The sequence below is a fragment of the Paenibacillus sp. A3 genome (assembly GCF_001399685.1).
GTDB lineage: Bacteria > Bacillota > Bacilli > Paenibacillales > NBRC-103111 > Paenibacillus_G.
Genome location: NZ_JTHN01000079.1, coordinates 17,525 through 36,890 on the forward strand (window position 1 = coordinate 17,525; position 19,366 = coordinate 36,890).

Annotated in this window: 18 protein-coding genes; 4 read left to right on the top strand and 14 right to left on the bottom strand. The window is 47.9% G+C overall.

The annotated features are described in order from the left end of the window. Nucleotides 1-145: 145 nt before the first annotated feature. The gene (locus QJ48_RS11745) at nt 146-1,024 is read left to right on the top strand and encodes an alpha/beta fold hydrolase (protein ID WP_054973785.1); all 879 of its coding nucleotides are present in this window, start codon (nt 146-148) and stop codon (nt 1,022-1,024) included. Nucleotides 1,025-1,083: 59 nt separating this feature from the next. Further along, a complete protein-coding gene (locus tag QJ48_RS11750) occupies nt 1,084-1,671 on the top strand; it encodes a DUF4386 domain-containing protein (protein WP_054973786.1) in 588 nt (195 codons plus the stop codon). Nucleotides 1,672-1,709: 38 nt separating this feature from the next. Here the strand turns inward: QJ48_RS11750 and ahpF are convergent, their stop codons facing one another. The 5 genes from ahpF to QJ48_RS11775 form a co-directional block, all read right to left on the bottom strand. Beyond that, on the bottom strand, nt 1,710-3,239 hold the full coding sequence (ahpF, locus tag QJ48_RS11755) for an alkyl hydroperoxide reductase subunit F (protein ID WP_054973787.1): 1,530 nt from the start codon (nt 3,237-3,239) through the stop codon (nt 1,710-1,712). 13 nt (nt 3,240-3,252) lie between these two features. Beyond that, complete coding sequence (ahpC, locus tag QJ48_RS11760; RefSeq protein WP_036692003.1) at nt 3,253-3,816, bottom strand: alkyl hydroperoxide reductase subunit C; 564 nt, start codon at nt 3,814-3,816, stop codon at nt 3,253-3,255. Between the two features lie 192 nt (nt 3,817-4,008). Continuing rightward, a complete protein-coding gene (locus QJ48_RS11765; RefSeq protein ID WP_054973788.1) occupies nt 4,009-5,016 on the bottom strand; it encodes an ABC transporter substrate-binding protein in 1,008 nt (335 codons plus the stop codon). Nucleotides 5,017-5,240: 224 nt separating this feature from the next. Then, nucleotides 5,241-6,740, bottom strand: coding sequence for a malate:quinone oxidoreductase (locus tag QJ48_RS11770; RefSeq protein WP_054973789.1), 1,500 nt, complete (start codon nt 6,738-6,740; stop codon nt 5,241-5,243). A gap of 400 nt (nt 6,741-7,140) precedes the next feature. Beyond that, nucleotides 7,141-7,719, bottom strand: a complete 579-nt coding sequence (locus QJ48_RS11775; protein WP_054973790.1) for a TMEM175 family protein — start codon at nt 7,717-7,719, stop codon at nt 7,141-7,143. A 194-nt stretch (nt 7,720-7,913) separates the two neighbouring features. Here QJ48_RS11775 and QJ48_RS11780 point away from each other — a divergent pair, with 194 nt between their 5' ends. Then, nucleotides 7,914-8,504 (top strand): TetR/AcrR family transcriptional regulator, encoded by a 591-nt coding sequence (locus tag QJ48_RS11780; RefSeq protein WP_054973791.1) that lies wholly within the window; start codon nt 7,914-7,916, stop codon nt 8,502-8,504. 136 nt (nt 8,505-8,640) lie between these two features. Beyond that, a complete protein-coding gene (locus QJ48_RS11785) occupies nt 8,641-9,807 on the top strand; it encodes an MFS transporter (protein WP_054973792.1) in 1,167 nt (388 codons plus the stop codon). 81 nt (nt 9,808-9,888) lie between these two features. On the opposite strand, the gene QJ48_RS11790 is transcribed toward QJ48_RS11785, so the two are convergent. The 9 genes from QJ48_RS11790 to QJ48_RS11830 form a co-directional block, all read right to left on the bottom strand. Further along, the gene (locus QJ48_RS11790; RefSeq protein ID WP_054973793.1) at nt 9,889-10,722 is read right to left on the bottom strand and encodes a hypothetical protein; all 834 of its coding nucleotides are present in this window, start codon (nt 10,720-10,722) and stop codon (nt 9,889-9,891) included. A gap of 104 nt (nt 10,723-10,826) precedes the next feature. Next, nucleotides 10,827-12,428 carry a DUF4179 domain-containing protein gene (locus QJ48_RS11795; protein WP_054973794.1) on the bottom strand — a complete coding sequence of 534 codons (1,602 nt, stop codon included), beginning with the start codon at nt 12,426-12,428 and terminating at the stop codon, nt 10,827-10,829. Next, complete coding sequence (locus QJ48_RS11800) at nt 12,385-12,963, bottom strand: RNA polymerase sigma factor (protein ID WP_237762876.1); 579 nt, start codon at nt 12,961-12,963, stop codon at nt 12,385-12,387. Before QJ48_RS11800 ends, QJ48_RS11795 begins: the two co-directional genes overlap by 44 nt. Before the next feature lie 444 nt (nt 12,964-13,407). Further along, nucleotides 13,408-15,075, bottom strand: coding sequence for a DUF6138 family protein (locus tag QJ48_RS11805; protein ID WP_054973796.1), 1,668 nt, complete (start codon nt 15,073-15,075; stop codon nt 13,408-13,410). Nucleotides 15,076-15,227: 152 nt separating this feature from the next. Next, a complete protein-coding gene (locus QJ48_RS11810; RefSeq protein ID WP_054973797.1) occupies nt 15,228-16,556 on the bottom strand; it encodes an SMI1/KNR4 family protein in 1,329 nt (442 codons plus the stop codon). A gap of 82 nt (nt 16,557-16,638) precedes the next feature. Next, complete coding sequence (locus QJ48_RS11815) at nt 16,639-17,295, bottom strand: hypothetical protein (protein ID WP_237762877.1); 657 nt, start codon at nt 17,293-17,295, stop codon at nt 16,639-16,641. Between the two features lie 279 nt (nt 17,296-17,574). Further along, the gene (locus tag QJ48_RS11820) at nt 17,575-18,039 is read right to left on the bottom strand and encodes a hypothetical protein (RefSeq protein ID WP_054973799.1); all 465 of its coding nucleotides are present in this window, start codon (nt 18,037-18,039) and stop codon (nt 17,575-17,577) included. Nucleotides 18,040-18,286: 247 nt separating this feature from the next. Next, on the bottom strand, nt 18,287-19,066 hold the full coding sequence (srtB, locus tag QJ48_RS11825) for a class B sortase (RefSeq protein ID WP_054973800.1): 780 nt from the start codon (nt 19,064-19,066) through the stop codon (nt 18,287-18,289). Nucleotides 19,067-19,085: 19 nt separating this feature from the next. Next, the coding region (locus QJ48_RS11830; protein ID WP_157261605.1) for an LPXTG cell wall anchor domain-containing protein at nt 19,086-19,366 on the bottom strand (281 nt) is incomplete at its 5' end.

The window sequence follows — 19,366 nt, forward strand, 5'->3', positions numbered from 1 at the left end:
TCCTTATCCTTGAAGTGAAACCTTCAAGTGCTACGTTAACCTAAAAACATCAAATGAGCACATCCTTGGCTGTTTCGTCAGGAGAAACCGAAATATTGCATGAATGCTGTATGTTAGTAGTATAAACCGCTTAGGAGTGATTATCATGAAAAAAATCGTAGAATTACATGACGGCTCAACATTGGAGGTCGGGTTAACCGGAAATCGTTCCGGCAAGGTCATTATGCTGCCGGTAGCGAAAAAATCCGTTTACGGCCAGGAAGCCGAGAGCTTGAAATTGTGGGGCGTAGATCCTGAACTAGGGAAAAATTTTGTCGAAGGACTTTCCGACACGTTTCAAGTTTTGTATTTTGATTATGAAGGCCATCTATTTGAAAACCCCCGACCGGACAGTCTCACACCTGAAAACATGGCACAAGATCTCCTCCACATAGCTGATGAAATGAAGGTTGGGAAATTTAGTTATTACGGTTACTCCTGGCTGGCTTTGGTCGGATTGCAATTGGCGATCAGAACCAATCGGCTCGAAAGTTTGATTATGGGCGGATACCCGCCGTATGAAGGACCCTATAAAGAAATGATGGCCGTAACGAAAAAAACTTACGAGCAAGCCTTAAATCATCATAATGTCCCTGAAAATGCACCCGAAGAACAGGCCACCCCCGAAGAAATCGATTGGAACAACCTCCAGGTGAAAATCGATCCCAATCAAACGAAACAATTTTTCACGATGTATCAAAGCTTAATGGATTTTAACGACAAAGAAATTCAAGATAGATTGAACTTCCCTAAACTGACTTTCGCAGGTGAAAAAGATACCATTGTTTATGGCGAGAACTTTGGAAGCGTCACGGTGGATATCATCGGTTTGTTGCAAAAAAATGAGAAACAATTACAATCCTTCAGTTGGGACGTAGAAATTTTAAAAGGAAATAACATGGATCATACAAAAGCCATGCAGCCAGCCAGCGTCTTACCCTTGGTAAAACCGTGGTTAACGCGTGCTCTTGACTTAAGTCAATGACCGGTCAACCTCCTCCTAATTACAATGAACATAAATCATGTCATTTAGGAGGCAATCTTATGGCTACCTCAGTAAAAGAACGATCCCATGAGCGAAATGCTGCTTTCACTGCGGGTGTATCACTGATCCTCATGGCCCTTGCTGCATTTTTTTCCTATGGCTTTGTCCATGGAAGCCTTGTGGTGAAAGGCGATGTCGGCGTCACATTTACCAACATCGTGTCATCAAACAGCCTATTCAAAGCCGAAATTTTGGGGTGGGTCCTCATCCTAATCTGTGACATTGTCGTCGCATGGGCTCTCTATATCTTCCTGAATAAAACCCTTTCCTTGCTCGGCGCATGGCTCCGTCTTACCTATTCGGTTGTATTGGGAATGGCCATCCTGAACTTGATCGTGGTGCTGCACCTCTCGGCACCTGGAACCTATTTATCCTCATTTCAAACCGAACAAATTCAATCCCTTATGATGCTGTTTCTTGAAGCGTTCGAATCGATTTGGTCTATCGGTCTGATCGTTTTTGGCGGGCATCTGCTGATTGTGGGCTATGTGGCTTTGAAATCAGGCAGCATTCCTAAAGTGATCAGTATTTTATTGCTGCTTGCTGCAATAGGCTACATGGTCATTCACCACGCAAAAAGCCCCTAAAAAATAGGGGCCTTTCATGGTATGCGTAAAATTTATTGTTAATTTCGTATGAGATAATCGAATGCGCCCAGAGCTGCGTTTGCACCTGATCCCATGGAAATAATGATCTGCTTATAGGGACTGTTCGTGCAGTCGCCTGCAGCAAACACACCGGGGATATTCGTAGCGCCATGACGATCTACGACGATCTCGCCGAAGCGAGTGCGCTCAACCGTATCCGCTAACCAATCGGTATTGGGAACAAGACCAATCTGAACAAACACGCCCTGCAATTCGATATGATGCTCCGCACCCGAATCACGATCGACGTAGGTAATCCCGTTGACTTTGTCCGTGCCGGTAATCTCTTTCGTTTGAACGTTCTTGAGCACCGTCACGTTCGGGAGACTGTAGAGTCGCTTCTGCAGGACGGCATCGGCTTTCAGCTCGGGCATGAACTCCAGCACCGTCACGTGCTTCACGATGCCTGCAAGATCGATGGCCGCCTCGATGCCGGAATTGCCGCCGCCGATCACGGCTACGTCTTTCCCTGTAAACAAGGGACCGTCACAGTGAGGGCAGTAGGCTACGCCTTTGTTCTTGAATTCCGCTTCGCCGGGAACGCCGACATTACGCCAACGCGCACCGGTGGAGACAATGACGGTCTTGCTCTTTAACACAGCCCCGTTTTCGAGCTCGACTTCGACGAGATCCTTCTTTTCCAAACGCTTGGCGCGCTGGAGCTTCATCACGTCAATGCCGTATTCTTTGACATGTTCCTCCAGGCTCGCTACAAGCTTGGGGCCTTCGGTGTATTTCACGCTGATGAAGTTCTCGATGCCCATGGTATCCATGACCTGACCGCCGAAACGCTCGGCGACAATCCCGGTACGAATGCCTTTGCGTGCCGCATAGATCGCCGCGCTGGCGCCGGCGGGACCACCCCCGACAACAAGCACGTCGTACGGCTCCTTGTTCGCAAATTCGGATGCGTCAGGAGCCGTCCCCAGCTTGGCGAGAATCTCTTCAAGCGACATTCGACCGCTGCCGAAAAATTCGCCATTGAGGTAGACGGAAGGCACAGCCATGACGTTTTTGCTCTCGACCTCAGCTTTGTACGCCGCACCGTCGATCATCGTATGTGAGATGCCAGGGTTTAGGACGCTCATGACATTCAGTGCTTGTACGACGTCGGGACAATTGTGACAGCTCAAGCTAACGTAGGTCTCGAAGCGATATTCGCCGCGGATGTTCTTGATCTGATCAATGAGGTGCTGTTCCACTTTGGGTGGCCTTCCGCTCGCTTGCAGCAGTGCAAGCACCAAGGAAGTGAACTCATGTCCTAATGGGATGCCGGCAAAAGCAATCCCCGTTTCTTCCCCCGCACGGTTCACATGGAAGCTCGGCGTTCGGGACAATTCGGTTCTCTCCACCGTAATTTTGGAGGATAAGCTGGCGATTTCATCCACCAGCTCCAGCATTTCATGGGATACGGCATCGGACCCCGCACTCACTTGGATCTGCACATCGCCTTCCATGAGCTGCAGGTATTGACTTAGTTGTTCTCTAATATCTGCGTCCAGTGCCATAAGTTTTCGCTCCTTAGATCTTTCCTACAAGATCGAGGCTCGGCTTCAGCGTTGCGGAACCTTCTTGCCACTTCGCAGGGCACACTTCGCCCGGGTTGTTGCGAACATATTGGGCAGCTTTGATCTTGTTCACCAGAATGCTTGCATCGCGGCCAATGCCGCCTGCATTGATTTCAACAGCTTGGATTACGCCGTCCGGATCGATAATGAACGTACCACGATCCGCCAGACCGTCTGCTTCGATCAACACGTCGAAGTTGCGAGAGATCGTATGCGAAGGATCGCCGATCATGATATAAGTGATTTTGCCGATCGTCTCGGAGCTATCGTGCCATGCTTTATGCGTAAAGTGAGTATCCGTGGAGACGGAATATACTTCAACGCCGAGGCCTTTCAACGTTTCGTATTGGTTTTGCAGATCTTCAAGCTCCGTCGGGCATACGAACGTGAAGTCGGCCGGGTAGAAGCAAACGACGCTCCATTTCCCTTTGAAATCAGCTTCCGTAACATCGATAAACTTGCCGTTGTGATAAGCCGATGCTTTGAATGGTTTTACTTCTGTTCCGATAAGAGACATACTGATTTTTCCTCCTTAAATTTGGGTTGAATTTTCGCTTATGTATAAATAATAACACAGACTGTCGTTTTGATCATGAAGCTACAATGAGGATATTATGAAGGTATGATGAAGATCGTGAGGCTAGACCAAGTCCCTTCGGCGGAACCGAAAAAAGGAGATGTAACTGTCCTGTTGAACAGCGGTCATGGCTTACTTGTTTTTTTCCTTCAAGATACTCTCCAGCACATTGTCGATCATCTGGCGATTCGCAATGGCACCTGTATACAGCCAGCTTGAGGTACGATCATATTCGAATACGTGCCCGTTTTTGACTGCAGGAATACCGGCCCAAACCGGATCCTTTAGTATCTGCTCTTTCGTTGCGCCCTTGCTGTTCACAATAAACAGATAGTCAATGTTCATTTGAGCAAGCTTCTCCATCGTAATGGGATTCCAATTGGCTTTAGCCGTTTCGGAAATTTCCTTAATTTCTTCCGGCACGGTTAGCCCCAGGTCCCGGTACAGAACGTCGCCGCTGGACAGATGCTCGTTAGGCACATATACCGTTTTCTCGGTTACCCAGAGAACAGCCACGGATTTGTTTCCGATGGCCTGCTTTAATTTCTCCTTGGCTTCCTTCACCTTCACATCGTAATTCTCCAAAACCTTCTTAGCTTCCTCGCTTTTATTCAACACCTCGGCCACAGTCATGAATTCCTGCCGCCAGTCATTGTTGACTCCGTTCCCCACGGTGAATGTCGGAGCAATCTTGGCATATTGGGCGTATTTGTCCCCAGCTACCTGCTCCGCACTATCCATGAGGATTAAGTCCGGAGCAAAGCTCATGACCGATTCAAAGGGAAGATCGCTTGGAACGGTCGGAATCCCGTAAAGCTCCTTCTGGAGGTAACTTTGCACCGATTTTCCGTTGCCGACGGACCATTGGGCGACCGGCTTCACCCCAAGAGCAACCAGATGATCCTCCAAATAGGATGCGACAATCCTCTGGGGGTTAGACGGTATTTTCACTTCGTGCCCCAACGCATCCTTCAGCACACGCTCAGCGGCGGGCTTCACTGTTGAAGAATCATCCGAAGAGGATGCTGACGGAGAAGTGCTGGAGACTGCCCCGTGATCCGTTGTGTTTGAGCATCCGCTTCCCGCTATTACAGCTCCTAACAGCAGTCCTACCCATGGATATGTTCGTTTCCAGTTCATAGGATGCCCTCCCTCCGTTTATTTATGATGGATGTTGCCGCAAACAGCTTCAACCGAACAATAGATTAGTCTGCAATCTAATTGATAACTATAATCATTATCAATTAGCCTGTCAAATGGATTGTCCGTTGACCCGTTACGAAGGATTGCAGGCAAAACTAAACGGCCTCCGTCCCAGGGAATTTCAGGACGAAGGCCGCTACATTCATTTTTATTTTTTCTGTCTATATGGCAGGTTGCAGTTCGTTGCTTAGACCAAGCGTCCGCCCTGTCGAAGTATGAATTTCTTCGATAAGCTCCGGGTTTTTCAGTAGCGATACGCCATAAGAAGGAATCATTTCTTTGATTTTCGGTTCCCACTCTTTTAACTGCTGCGGGAAGCATCTTTTTATTAACTCAAGCATAACGGAAACGGCGGTCGAAGCTCCCGGAGAAGCGCCGAGCAAGGCAGCGATCGAGCCATCAGCGGCACTAATCACTTCCGTACCGAATTGGAGCGTTCCTTTGCCGGCAGCCGTATCTTTGATAACTTGCACACGTTGGCCCGCTACGACCATACCCCAATCCTCGCTTTTGGCGTTCGGGATAAACTCGCGTAACTCTTCCATACGCTGTTCTTTCGATAACATCACTTGCTGGATTAGGTATTTCGTCAACGGAACGTTTTTGGCGCCTGCCGCCAACATCGTAAAGACATTATTCGGCTTTACGGAACCAATCAAATCAAACATGGAGCCGGTTTTCAAAAACTTGGGCGAGAAGCCGGCAAACGGTCCAAAGAGCAACGATTTTTTGTTGTCGATAAATCTGGTGTCAAGATGCGGAACAGACATTGGAGGAGCGCCAACTTTGGCTTTTCCGTACACTTTGGCATGATGCTGCGCTACAACATCCGGATTGTTGCACACCATAAATAGTCCGCTTACCGGGAATCCTCCAATATGTTTCCCCTCGGGAATACCGGATTTTTGCAGCAAAGGCAGGCTGCCTCCACCGCCGCCGATAAAGACGAATTTCGCCGTATGGCGTTCGACGGTACCGTTATCGACATTGCGCACTTTTAATTCCCACGAGCCGTCGCCGGCACGTTTAATATCATCTACACTATGCTTGAATTTGATATCGACGTTCTTGCTCTTTAAGTGGTCAAACAGTATGCGCGTTAAAGCGCCAAAGTTGACATCCGTTCCGGATTCGATTCTTGTGGCCGCCATAGGTTCATTCATGGTCCGGCCTTCCATAATCAGCGGAATCCATTCCATCAGTTTTCCCGGATCATCGGAAAATTCCATCCCTTGGAACAGAGGATTGTCAGACATCGCTTCAAAACGCTTTTTCAAGAATGTTACATTTTCTTCCCCTTGTACCAAACTCAAATGAGGCAATGGCATGATGAAATCCTGCGGATTGCGAATCAGATTGCTTTTTACAAGATAAGACCAAAATTGCTTTGAAACCTGATACTCTTCGTTAATTTTTATCGCTTTGCTAATATCTATGGATCCGTCCGGTTTTTCGACGGTGTAGTTAAGCTCGCACAGTGCAGCATGCCCCGTTCCCGCATTATTCCATTCGTTAGAGCTTTCCTCTCCTGCGGTTGCGAGCTTCTCAAAAACTGTAATGTTCCAGTCCGGTACTAATTCCTTCAGCAGCGTTCCCAAAGTCGCACTCATGATTCCAGCACCAATTAAGATAACGTCTGTTTTGGTTTGTCTGTTACTCATTTTTACCGTCCTTACGCGCTATTATTTGAAGAAAAGATGTGGCACTCTTGCTTTAGGCTCCACAGCAAGCTAGGGCGCGACCTAGTCACACCCTTTTTCTGGATCAAATTATAACCTGTCACTCTTAAATCTAGATTAATATATCTACTATTATATGATAGTTGCCTGCTATTTAAAAGCCGGAAAATTCAAGTGATTGCAGTTAAGAAGTGAGAAACCGTCCATAAAACCCTAGAAATACACAAAAAACCAAGGCCTTAACCCAGCTGCTTGCCAAGGTCAAGCTTTGGTTTGTCGTTTCTCTTGATTATTAAAACATGCTACGAAACCAATTTCCAGACATCATCTCTTTTTGATCATGCTCGCACAAGATCCCTCATCGATCCCGGCCTCCTCTCGCTTACTGGCCTCTCAGAGCATGCTCGATTCGCTTATCCGGCACGAACCAGATGACGGCAACGAGTGCGAAAAAGAAGCACGATATCCAAGGACTCACATAGGCGGCCAAGACCGCGATCAAGTAGAGAAAAGGAGATAATTTCACCTTCCAGTCTTTTCCCATCGATACGACGAATGAGGAATCGCCGGAATGCTGTTGAATAATCGCGCGCTGAAGCAGCCGGTACGAGAACGCCGATAGCAGTAGAATAATGCCGTACAGCGCCGTTGGACTAGGTGCAAAATGGCTTTCCCCCATCCAAGCCGTCGTGAACGGTATAAGGGATAACCAGAAGAGAAGCAGCAAGTTAAGCCACATCAATCGCCCGTGCACCGTTCGAACCATGTGCAGCAGGTGATGATGATTATTCCAGTAGATGCCGATATATACGAAACTGAAGATGTAGCTGAGAATTTTCGGGCCAAGTCCGATTAGTGCATACCAGTCATGGCCTTCCGGCACTTTGAATTCCAACACCATGATCGTAATAATAATCGCCAATACGCCATCGCTGAACGCTTCCATCCGGTTCGCTTTCATCGTGTCTCACCTTTTCTCGCTTCTCGCGCTCTTTTAGCCTTTTCGACACCAGTAACTTGGCATAAAACCATACATCTTGTCAAGCTAAACTTGCACGCACTCGAACGGTACCCGTTCCAAGCTTATATTTGACAGGTCAGTACAAAATTATTATTATGTTTTTATTAGAACGTGCAGGAAGGGAGTGGTATGAGGTGAGTAAAAGCGGAAGACCGCGGGAGTTTAAAGATACCGCCGTGATCGATGCGGCTATGGAATTGTTCTGGGAAAATGGCTACGAGGCTTGCTCGACGGAGGATCTGTGCAAACAAACCGGTCTTGGAAGAGGAAGCTTATACAATGCCTACGGAAGCAAGCACGAGCTTTATGAACAAGCCCTCTTGCGTTACCATGAAACCGGCATTCAAGCCCAGATTGAGATTCTTAACCGGCAAGGACCTATAAAAGACCGACTTCGTGCTTTGCTCAATTGGGCGATCCAAGAGGACTTTTCAAACGAGAACCGAAGAGGCTGCCTACTGATCAATGCTGCCATGGAGCGCGCACAAAGAGATCCGGCGGTCGAACGCCTATTCAAACGACACGTGGACTTGCTGGAGCAGGCTCTGCAACAGGCGATTGAGGCAGGGCAGCTGTCGGGAGAAATCTCACGGACGCATCAGGCTACAGATTTAGCCCGCCTCTTTCTAAGCAATTATTATGGACTACGGGTACTCAATGCCGCTGCTCAGAATCGTGAAAGGGCCGTTCAAATGGGTAATGCAACGTTGGAAATCGTATTCTAGCGTTGCACTTTTTTACGGGTAATTTTGTACTGATTAATAAAAAAGCAAGGGTGTTTGAACGGAGTCCCATAGAAGCATTGCACGCTTAATTTTGTACTAATCATTACAATTTATTCGAAAACCGGAGGTTATTCATATGCCGTTTGCTATTTACGTACTTGGAATGATGATCTTTTCCATGACCACAGCCGAATTCACGGTGGCCGGAATCATGACTTCGCTATCGAAGGAATTTGACGTATCCATTGCTTCCATCGGCTATCTTATATCCGCTTATGCTGCGGGGATGATTGTGGGGGGGCCTTTGCTAGCGATTGGTTTGTCCAAAGTGTCAAAGAAAAGGGCCTTCTTATGGATTTCGGCCCTATTCCTCTTCGGTCAGACACTTGGCGCGTTAGCCTTCGGATATGAGATGATGATGGTTGCCCGGATCATTACCGGCATTTCCTCCGCTGCTTGCTTCGGCGTTTCGCTTGGCATTTGCTTTGAGTTAGTCAGTCCTCAGTATCGCGGTCGTGCCGCTTCCGTCGTCCTTGGCGGTTTAATGGTGGCTACCGCGCTTGGCTTGCCCGCGGCGATGCTCTTCAACCAATACTTCGGATGGCGCTCCAGTTTTTGGGCGGTTGTCGTACTGGTTTTGCTGTCCGGACTTTTGGGCATGAAAGTGATCCCCGCCGCGGCCAAGCCGCAGTCCGTTAGTTTACGCGGCGAATTGGCGAGCTTCAAAAATCCAAATCTATGGGCTGCCTATGCGACCAGCCTTCTCATTATCGGCGCGACGTTTGCCGCATTCAGTTATTTTGCGCCTATCTTGACCGACCTCTCCGGCTTCGACACAGCGACGATTCCGCTTCTGTTAGGGATATACGGCATAGCGACAGTGGCAGGAAACCTGGTTACCGGCAGACTTGCCGATCGATATATGATGCCAACCTTAACCATAGGATTGGTACTCTTGACTGCCGCGCTGATGATGTTCGGAATCTATGCCCACAGTCCGTACGTTTCTGTCATTGCCGTCATTCTGATTGGACTAACAGGAGTGACCCTTAATCCTGCGATGTCGACCCGCATCACCCGCGTTGCAGGGACCGGCACGCTGGTTACGACCGTTCACGGGTCCGTTATTAGCCTCGGCGTCGTCGCCGGCTCTTCCATCGGAGGACTGGCCATCGACGCTGGATATGGACTCCGTTCTCCGTTATGGGTAGGTTTCGTTCTGGCGATCCTGGGCTTGATTTCATTACTTCCTTACTTCAAGCAAGCTGAAGCGCCAGCCATCACGGTGAAGAGCAAGTGTTAATTTTTCCAACCGACAAATAAAGAAGGAGCTTGTCGCGGCGTGACAGCTCCTAGTTTCTCCCCGCCCCCTTAACTTGCAGCTCTACATCGTAAATGTGCTAAGTAAAGACGGCCATATAGAAATTTTCTCACGGCAGGACGGACATGATGTTTCCCCCGCTAAATAATGCAGATGCCCGGCCAATGATTGCTCTCCGATCGCTTCCGCCCGCTCCGCTAATGTCCGTATTTCTTCATCTGCAAATGACGTTGCCGGAACGATGACATGTGATTCCTGACCAGTGTGAAAGACGGGATCGTGTTCGTAGGCTTGAAGGATTTCTGCATGATCTTCATTAGACCTTAGGAATACATCTTCCTCGCAGGCCGGACACACGGCCACATACTCATCACCGTGAATAAACGTCATCAACATATTGGCAACGATATACAAGCCCCGATAAGCAGCGTCCGCGACAAGAATATAACGTTTCTCCGTCTCATCGATGGAATGATAGGCTGTATAGGCGAATACTTCCTTTGTAAGCGCCTTGAGCTTACCAATGGCCTCTATATATTCACGATACAATTCGGTACAAACGGAGCTGCCTGCATCATCGGCCAGTTCCGCCCAAGATCCCGGAAATGGCGCCTCATCGCGCCCATCACGGCTTGCCTCGATTATACCGCAACTGATAAACAGCTCTTTACGCACTTCCGCATCAGATGTAGAGCATGCTATTTGTGCCAAATACGGCATCGCCGCGTATGTAGCCGTATAGATCGTATTTTGATGGAACAAATGCTCCTGAAAGAGTTCGTCAAAAATCTCCTGGCTATATTGCCCCATGAGCTGCTGCAATAACACAGGTACGTTCTCGGCAGATCCGTACGGTCCTGCAAGCTTTCTCCATACATCGCTATTCCACTTAAGCAAGCTCTCCCTCCGTTCATGAAGTTAACAATATTGCCCATGAAGCTCCATCACCACAACGACTGCCAGAACCCGCAAGTGGAGTGCCGTTCTGAGCCAGAGCACGCTTATTCCGGAATGACGCCTTTCGTCCCAGACTGCGGAATGATAAAGGACCAGTCGGCATCCCTATACTGATGGTTGAACATGATGCGTTTAAGAGTCAGTTGCTTGGGCATTGTATCTAACCCCTCGATGACAAAGCAAGCATCTCTCAATTCGACCAAACCTGTTCTATCGATCGAGATACCTCCAGCAACACCCATGGAATACTCCTTGCCATTCTCGTCAATCGCAACCCAGGTATCCCCCATAATATTGTTATTCACTGTACCTCCAAGCGGAATGATCCCATTCGCATTCGGACCGGGACCGATTTTTAGTCCCTTGAGCAGAAGCTTATCCCCCGAGTCTTCAAATTTAGCGGGATGTTCTGCCGACATTTTTGCAGGGTCGAGCGTGACCGATGCTCCACTATTCTCCTGAATCACATAGCTGTCCAGCACGAACCGGATCTTCTGCTTGTCGTAGGCGAAATTATTATATTGATAGAACCATTGGGTCACTCCGCTCCAACGTTCCAGTTCGGACAGGCGACTGATGTCGAACTTAGAGCTATCTCCCAGCCAATTCCCCTGTTCGTCCTCTAGATGATAGTTAAGATAATGGAATCCGCTTTGTCCGTTCGCCGCCCGTCCGGCCGCTTCCGGAGTCAGTTTCGTAGTAAATTCAAGCGATCCGCCGCTCGGTGTCCGGGTAGCCCCCTGCATGTGGATCTTTATGCCACCTGGAGTCTCATACGTTTGATTAATCGCGGTCAGCAGCGTTTGGGCTTTGGCTTTGGCCAGATCAGCCTCTATACTCATCGTCCAGTCCCCCTTTATCGTTTTAATCGGAGGCTCCGCTTTCAATCTATCCTTATATAGTCTCAGTTCATTGATATGCACATCAAGCTGCAGCTTGTCGGCCAGTACAGGACGCTTAAAGTCGAATTCGAATCGGTTGGTCGTCTTGTTCCCCCCCTGACTTTTATCATATAAAACATCTCCAAAATGACCCTTTTGGATATAGTGGACATTGAATTTAGCAGTATTATTGTAATTGATCTCTCCGATCAGGACATTTCCTTTGGTATCGTATATGTCAATCCCGATAATAAGTCGGGTTGAGTCGGCAATGACTTCGTTGACTTTCAAAATATAACCCTGGTCTGTAGCGCTGACGCCGGAAATCTGCACCAATCCCGTTTCTTGGACATTTTTCATACCATGGTCCACGTAGCTATCCTTCGCAAACAACGACCGCACCATACCGGCGAGGGTGGGCTGTGTATACAGCAGCGTGCTGCCCACAAGCACGACGGCGGCTGCCGTTGCACCCCAGACTTTGAGGCGTGCAGAACGTTTGGCGGCGTGGCTGCGTTTTATCTGGGCGACAATGGAGGTATCGTCCTGCGGGTCGATTTTTCCGATCGACTCTTGGTGCGTATGGCCTGCCTTTACCGCTTCGATTTCGATTCCTTCCAACGCCAGCATCACCCGGTCGGTAAACTCATCCGACAGGTTTTGGACAAATAGCGAATTTTCCCAGTTTCTTTCCTCTATCGTCGGTTTGCCGCTCTCCGCTTTACGACTGACTTTTTTCGTTTTGGTACGCTCCCAGAAAGTCATAGTGATGCCCCTCCTTGTCTTCTACGATTTTTCGCAGACTGATTTTGGCACGAAAGACAGCGTTGGTAACCTGCCGGACCGACATGCCGGTAATATTGGCGATCTCCCTATTGCTGAGTTGGTTAGTGTAGCGTAAAATCAGTACGAGCCGATAATGCTCGGGCAGCGTCTCCAGCAGACGGTCCAGCTCGGAACGTAGCTCCTTTTGCAGCAGCTTCGATTCCGGCGTTTCGCGTTCATAGCTGTCTTCCTGCAACGAATCCTGTTTTTTTCGACTTCCCCGGTCCTTCTGCAAATTGATGGCGATCGTATAAACCCACCCCGCAAAACTCTGCGCCGGATTATGCGATGCCAGCTTGCGGTAAGCTTTAATCAGCGTCTCCTGGGTCAGGTCCTGAGCGTCCGCTTCGGAAGACCCCATCTTGCGGAACAATCCGTAAAGTTTATTCTGATAGCGCCGGACGATGCCCGCATACGCCTGCTTATTGCCGTTCAGTACAGCTTCAATGATGGAATGATCGTTTATCAACTCCACGCATTCCCCTCCTCTTACGGTCTGACTTTTGATTTCATTTCTAAGACTCCTAGTCCGCATCGTTTCTCTCACTGGATTCCAGAAGTTTCTCAACTTCAACCTTGAAACTTTTGAAGAAAAATCTCTGAACAAAGGACCACACAATTTTTCGCCGTTACTTCTGATAAGGTTCAGCGCATTGGGAGTTTCGGCAACGAAAAAAGGCCGGGGGATTCCCGGCTTACCTCTAAGCATTAAATTTTTATTTGTCACACGTGTTAAATTCAATCATATACCCGACTAATGGTGAAAGCTTTGAAATCACCTTGGCCAAATTAACGGCTGCTTCAGGAGAAGCAGGCTTCGCTAGATTCAAACATCGAAAGTATGTCCAACCAATCCCTCTAAGTGCTGGCAACCCATTCGACCGGCGAACGCTTCATAATAAAGACCGTCGAGCCACCATCAGGCTTTACCCGCCGCTCTTAGCAGACGAAGCAGCAGCTCCTTGCGCGGTCCCTGCGCCTTGCTAGCTAATGTAGCCAGCTTCTCCGCCTTGCCCCAAATCGGATACAGCACCCGCTCGGCCTCGTAATCCGGCAAGGTCTCTACATGCTGCACCAACAGCGACAGCTTGTCTTCGCTTTCCAGCTCCGGCTGAATCTTTAGCTTTAGCGATTCGTGGGAGCATCGTAGGCAGGCGACCAAGGCGGAAGTCGAACGTTCCGTTACGCCATGGGTTTCGGCAAAAACGGCCGTGAACTTGTCATGCATCAGCTGATGCTCATCGTCCACGAGGGCCATGTAAGCTTCGACGAGCGGAAAATACCGCTCGGCCGAAAGTCCCAGCCCGAATACGGCATAACTGCCCGGCATTACGCTTTTTTCGTCTTCCGTATCCTCGTACCATTCAAACTTTTCCATCGCCTCACGAGCGTATTCCTCCAATAACGGATGCAGCTCAGAATAAGCCAGCGCATTCGCAAAAAAACGGTGCGTATCCGATTTGGCAAGCCCTTTGATAGGCAATACCTCTCTCGCGCTGGATTTTAGCTTGATTTTGTAGCTTTTCGGGAAGCCCTTTCGGAGCAGAGAGAGAATAAATGAAATCGCCCGTTCGTACGCCCCGGCTTCTTCCTCGCGAAGAATGACCGTAATGAGGGAAAAAACATCGTTAGCCTTGCATTCGACTAACTCGTGGCGCAAACGTACGTCTTCTTGCGAGAAGCTGTCGCTGCCCTCCTTCAGCATGCGCACGGCTTTGCCGCTGCCAAGCTTCGCCGCCAATTCCAGAAAAGTCTGGCCCTTGATTTTACTGTAGTTCGGCTTATAACGAAGAATCATCACCGCGCCGTACAACAGTAGGTCGACAGGCTGATTCGGCTCATCCATGTTCGCCAGAGCCGCATCCGGCTTGATTTCATATTCATTGGTCCCGTATTCGGAACGGGTAACTTCGTAGTAATGTGGCAGGAATACAGCCTCGGCCCAGTCGGTTAAGGCCCCGATGATTTTCCTTCGATGCTCCGCGAGCACTTGCACCCGTTCTTTGTTCAGCTCCTGAATCCGATCAAATAAAGTAATCACCTTTGCGGCTTCCGGTTCGTGAAACAAATGTGGGTCAAGCAAATGACGGGTCAAAAAGAAGGTTTCCAGCGGCTTTGTCGGGTAAGAGCCCTTCTCCAGTTTTTCCTCGATATAGGACTGAATTCGCTCCAAAAGCTGCCGCTTTTTCTCTTCATATACAATTTCCAGCACCGTTAATTTCACGGGCCCATCTGTCGTTGCGAAGGTTCCTTCAAAGGTAAACCGGTAGTCGATCAGCCGCGACGTCTTCAGCTTGTCCAGCTTCTCCTTTACGATTTCTGCCAGCAGGGGCTGAACCTCATGCAAGACCTGCTCCCGCGTAAAGGGTGACGCCTTCATTGACTTTCTGCCCGCAGCATTCGTTTTAAAATGCTTAACGCTGGTCCTGCCCGGCCGATAATCCAACATAATACATTGAAAGATCCCCGCTTGCAGCGTGGTGCGCTTGACCGCTTCCTCCACGTCCATTCGATTTTCCTGTTCGTCAAACCATTCATGAATCGCTGTCATCATCTCTTCCAGCGCTTCTTTCTGCAATGGGTTCATCGTCTCCCGCCTTTCCGCGTGTTTCATCAGCTGATCTCGCCATATCCGTCAACGTATCCATTTTAAAAATACGTATTAATGTTCGCATGTCCCTTTATTTTACACGTCTGCTAAGGGAATATGTAAAATTCCTCCTGTCTAATGTAGTGAAATTATTCTTTGTCAAAATAATCATCTGGCAAATTTAATTCTTTCAAACACTCTATAAATTTTTCCCTGAAGTTATTATTGCTTTTATATTCCGGCCATGCAGCCTTATAATAAGGCAATAACTTCTCATGGGGGATAATGCCCCAAAATACAATAGAGTTTTTCACAACCTCCTTGTCGCCACCCATTAACACCTGTTCAATGATCTCCCAACTATCCGATTTGTCCTTGCAACTGCGTGTGGCATAGATCGCGGCGGTTTGTATATTCGAGTCGGCGTGGCACAAAAAGGGCGCAAAGTTTTGGATTGTAATCGCGCCGGAAGATTCCAAAACATACCCCACATGACGTAACGTTTCCGGGTCGTGAACCCTGTCGAGACTTTGCACGATCACTTTTATAAATTCCGATAAATCAACAGATTTACCATACCAGTTCAGAATCTGTAAAGCGTGTAATAAATCCTCATTTCTATCCGAATGCAGGAGCTCGAGAAGATAGCCTCTTCCCGTGTCAACAGAGGATTTGCAGATTAGCCGAATGGCTGTGATGCGATCGTTTTGTCCTTGATCGGCAACGTTTTTTAAAAAATCAATGGTTGGCTGCGAGATTTTCTTAAACTTGAACATTCCATCAAGCGCTTTTGATTTGACTTCTTCGTTTGGGGCGTTTTGATAAACCTGGATCAACGCATTTTCATCGCCCGGCATTTTGCTGCCAAACCACGCGATATCATAATCCAAAAGAATTTCATCCAGCCAGCGCTCATACCAGTCCAGAAAATTGTCTTCATAGACAAAGAAAAAGGGATGATCGGGATAAAAACCTGAAGTATAAACGATTTTCCCTCTGTGTTCTCCTTCAAGCACGAGATACATATCGTATTCGCAGCCTTGTGTGCCAATGCACAACATGCCGCCCATCACCATATTATAGGCGGCGTCGTATTCCGAGTCGGAGATGTCCTCATCATTAATCAAGGGTTCGATTAGATGGTTCCATTCCTCTTTTGTCATTCTGGGGTGCAGAACGCATTTTGCAGTGAGTGCATTTCTTTCGGTATAGGAAGTGGCCTTTTCAATCGAATAAATCCCGTAATACGGTCCGGCGCCTCCGTTTCCGACTTTCGTTAAAAACTGCGAATAAGGCTCCGGGAGCGTGACCTGATTTTTTGCTTGCCAGTCCGCAAGCTCTTTTGCTGTAAGCTTCTCATAAACCTTGTATTTGTGTGAGGATGCTCCAAACACCAAAAAGTCCGTGTCTTTGCGCATGGCCTTTTCGAGTTTGGTTGTTATTCGATCAAGCTGCGTTTCTTTCTTCCTAAACAACATATTGCCCTCCCTTGTTGATTATAGTCGAGGGACTTTCAACAAACGCACCGGAAGCATGCACGGATTTCCTGATATAATCCTGTTACTCTACCTTCTCATAGCGATTATTCTGCATCGCCTGCTTGATCCATTCCTCAATTTGATGCCCGGGTAACAGGATGTTGCCTCCAAAAGCATTGTTTTTATGAAAGCCCCAATCTCCATATACTAGCATATGGTACTGACTATCCATTTGTTTTACGAGTCCCCATACGCCAAGATCTCCCTGTGCGCCTGCACTGATAAATAGCCATTTCCGGTAAAGGAATATGTACGGGTTCCCAAATATCTCGAAATCATCCAAGTACCCGCTACTCCCATTTCGGGCCGGAAAACGATTATTAAAATCTTTAATCATCCATACCTCTAAGACCTTAACTCGCAACCACGCTTTTAAATCATTCCGTTCAAGCACACATTCGATGGAACACTGGACAAAAGCAGAATGCTCAATCTCTTCCGGATGAGAATCCCACCCATTGAGACTGGAAGATATCGGAGTGTATAACATCCAAAAGGGTTCTCCCGCCTTCATATGGAAAGGATGACGTACTTTCACTGTTCTAACCTGACCTTGCACAGGCGGGCGATCTGACCGTACCCAATGGGGAGCATCTAGCGGAGGCACTTCGTTTTCGTAATCAGACCATTCCATAACATCATTTTCGAAACCAACGATATCAAAAAACTCACTCTCCATCTTGACTGGCTCCGATAAACTGCCGCATGTCCCGCACACCAAGGAGATTACTTCTTGTACCATTGTTTCAACTCCATTCTATTAACTACCTATTTTATGAAACTGTGTGCTCGTCTGCAACTTGCCGCCTCAGGAGGCTATAAAAGGAAAAGGCATTATCATGAGCATGTCCCGCAAAGGAACGCCCGCTGATAATGCCCCCATCGAATCGTTTCATTTGATCCCTGTCTCACAAACGGGGGTCAGTCCCCCACCGCTGTGCTTGCGCTTTTGCTTACTTTAATATTCTCCTTTAATCACAAAAAACGAACCTCGAATTGTTCCAGCTAGTTTAGACTTCTGTCTAGCAAACTTAAACTTCTCTTCTAACTCCTTCGGTACCTCCATCCCCTCAGAAAGCTTAAAACCAACGGCCCGCTTCTTAGGGTCATCAACCGTATACATGACGTTGACCACTAGACCATCCTCATAAAAGACGAAGGCCCATTTGATATTTTCCACTTGAAAACGCGACGTTTCTAAAGGTTTGGCCGCAAACGCAATATCACGTTCTTCCTTCAAAATTCGGCTCACATAATCAATGGTCTCCTGGCTGTCGCTAGCTGGTATAACCGTAAATTCATGCTTGTACTTGTTCATGAAGTAACGGGCTTCATTAGCGCGTAAACCAGCAAGCGCATCTACTACAGGCGAAGACTCCAAACCAACCGTAGACACATTTTTAAAATCAACGATATAGGACATTTCCTTTCCTCCTATTATTTCTTTATAGAGTGCGAAACTGAAAATGGTGTTCGGCGTTTCCAAATTCCAAAATTCCAAAATTCCAATCCGAAATCGGCCACCCTTTGGTGTCTATTTTGATTATAGGACACCTTTTAGTGTCATGTCAACAATGTTTATAAGATACCGGCGGCTGCTATTCAAAAAAAATCACGTCCTCCAAGGGAGAACGTGATATGAAGCAGTAAGACTCCGTGTTTCAACATCGTCATTTACGCTTTCGGGCGACCACCGCTAACCGACCGTTTTCGGTCGAGTACTCACACGTAGACAGTACAATAAGCTTGTCGCCATACCGGGCTGTCACGCCCGTGTCGTAAAGAGCGAGTTTTTTGATGTTTTGAACATACACATCGAACTCGGCGGGCGTACTTACCTTCTCAATCTGGTAGTATTTAAAAACGTCGTCTGATTTGCGATAAACTTCTGACTCAATAACGGCGACAATCTCATACTCTTCCTTTTCGTAAAGCGTACTGAACTGGAATGTAGCATGCTCCTTATAAAAGCTTTCTTTCTTGTACTTCAACAAATCTGCAAACATCCAGCCGCTTTTCATGTGATGTCCGTGAATCAGCAAAATATCCGAACCGTTGATCCGGCTGTGCGCGTCCAAAAAGGGGAGGCCGCTTTTGTTTTCATTTTTATCGAAATCATGATTGAGATAGTACTCCGCATCCTGTGGGTTCTGCATAATCGGGTAATTAATTCGGGTATCGTCAATCTTCAGCCAACCGACGATGTCCGGGTTTCTCTCGTAAAGCTCTCGAAATTCGGGAAGCAAGACCGGCTCATGCACCTTCGTAATCAAAGCGGAGGGGATTACCTCCCCTCCGCCTTTGTCCGACTCTTCCTCCCAAACCTTTGCAATATCTTCCATTTGCTGTTGCTCGGCGTAATCCCGCAGGAGAGTTCTCGCAACAGTGGCAAGAGAAAATATCAACAGAAGGAAGGAAACGGCGATAAGAAATTTTTTGATTTTACTCATTTTCCTACCGCCTTTCCGGTTACTGGATGTGCTTTTTCTTCTTTCTATCGAGCAGACAGAGTCCGATCGTAATCAAGGACATCAGCGCCAAAGCCATATAGAAGATTGGCGATACGCTGTTATCCCCTGTTTGCGGAACATCGTCCAGCTCGTTGTCGACATTGCCAGTTCCGTTGCTACCGTCGCGGGTTCCGTTGTCGACGTTGCCGGGTCCCTTGTTGCCTTCGCGAGTTCCGTTGTCGACGTTGCTGGGTCCCTTGTTGCCTTCGCGAGTTCCGTTATCGACGTTGCCGGGTCCCT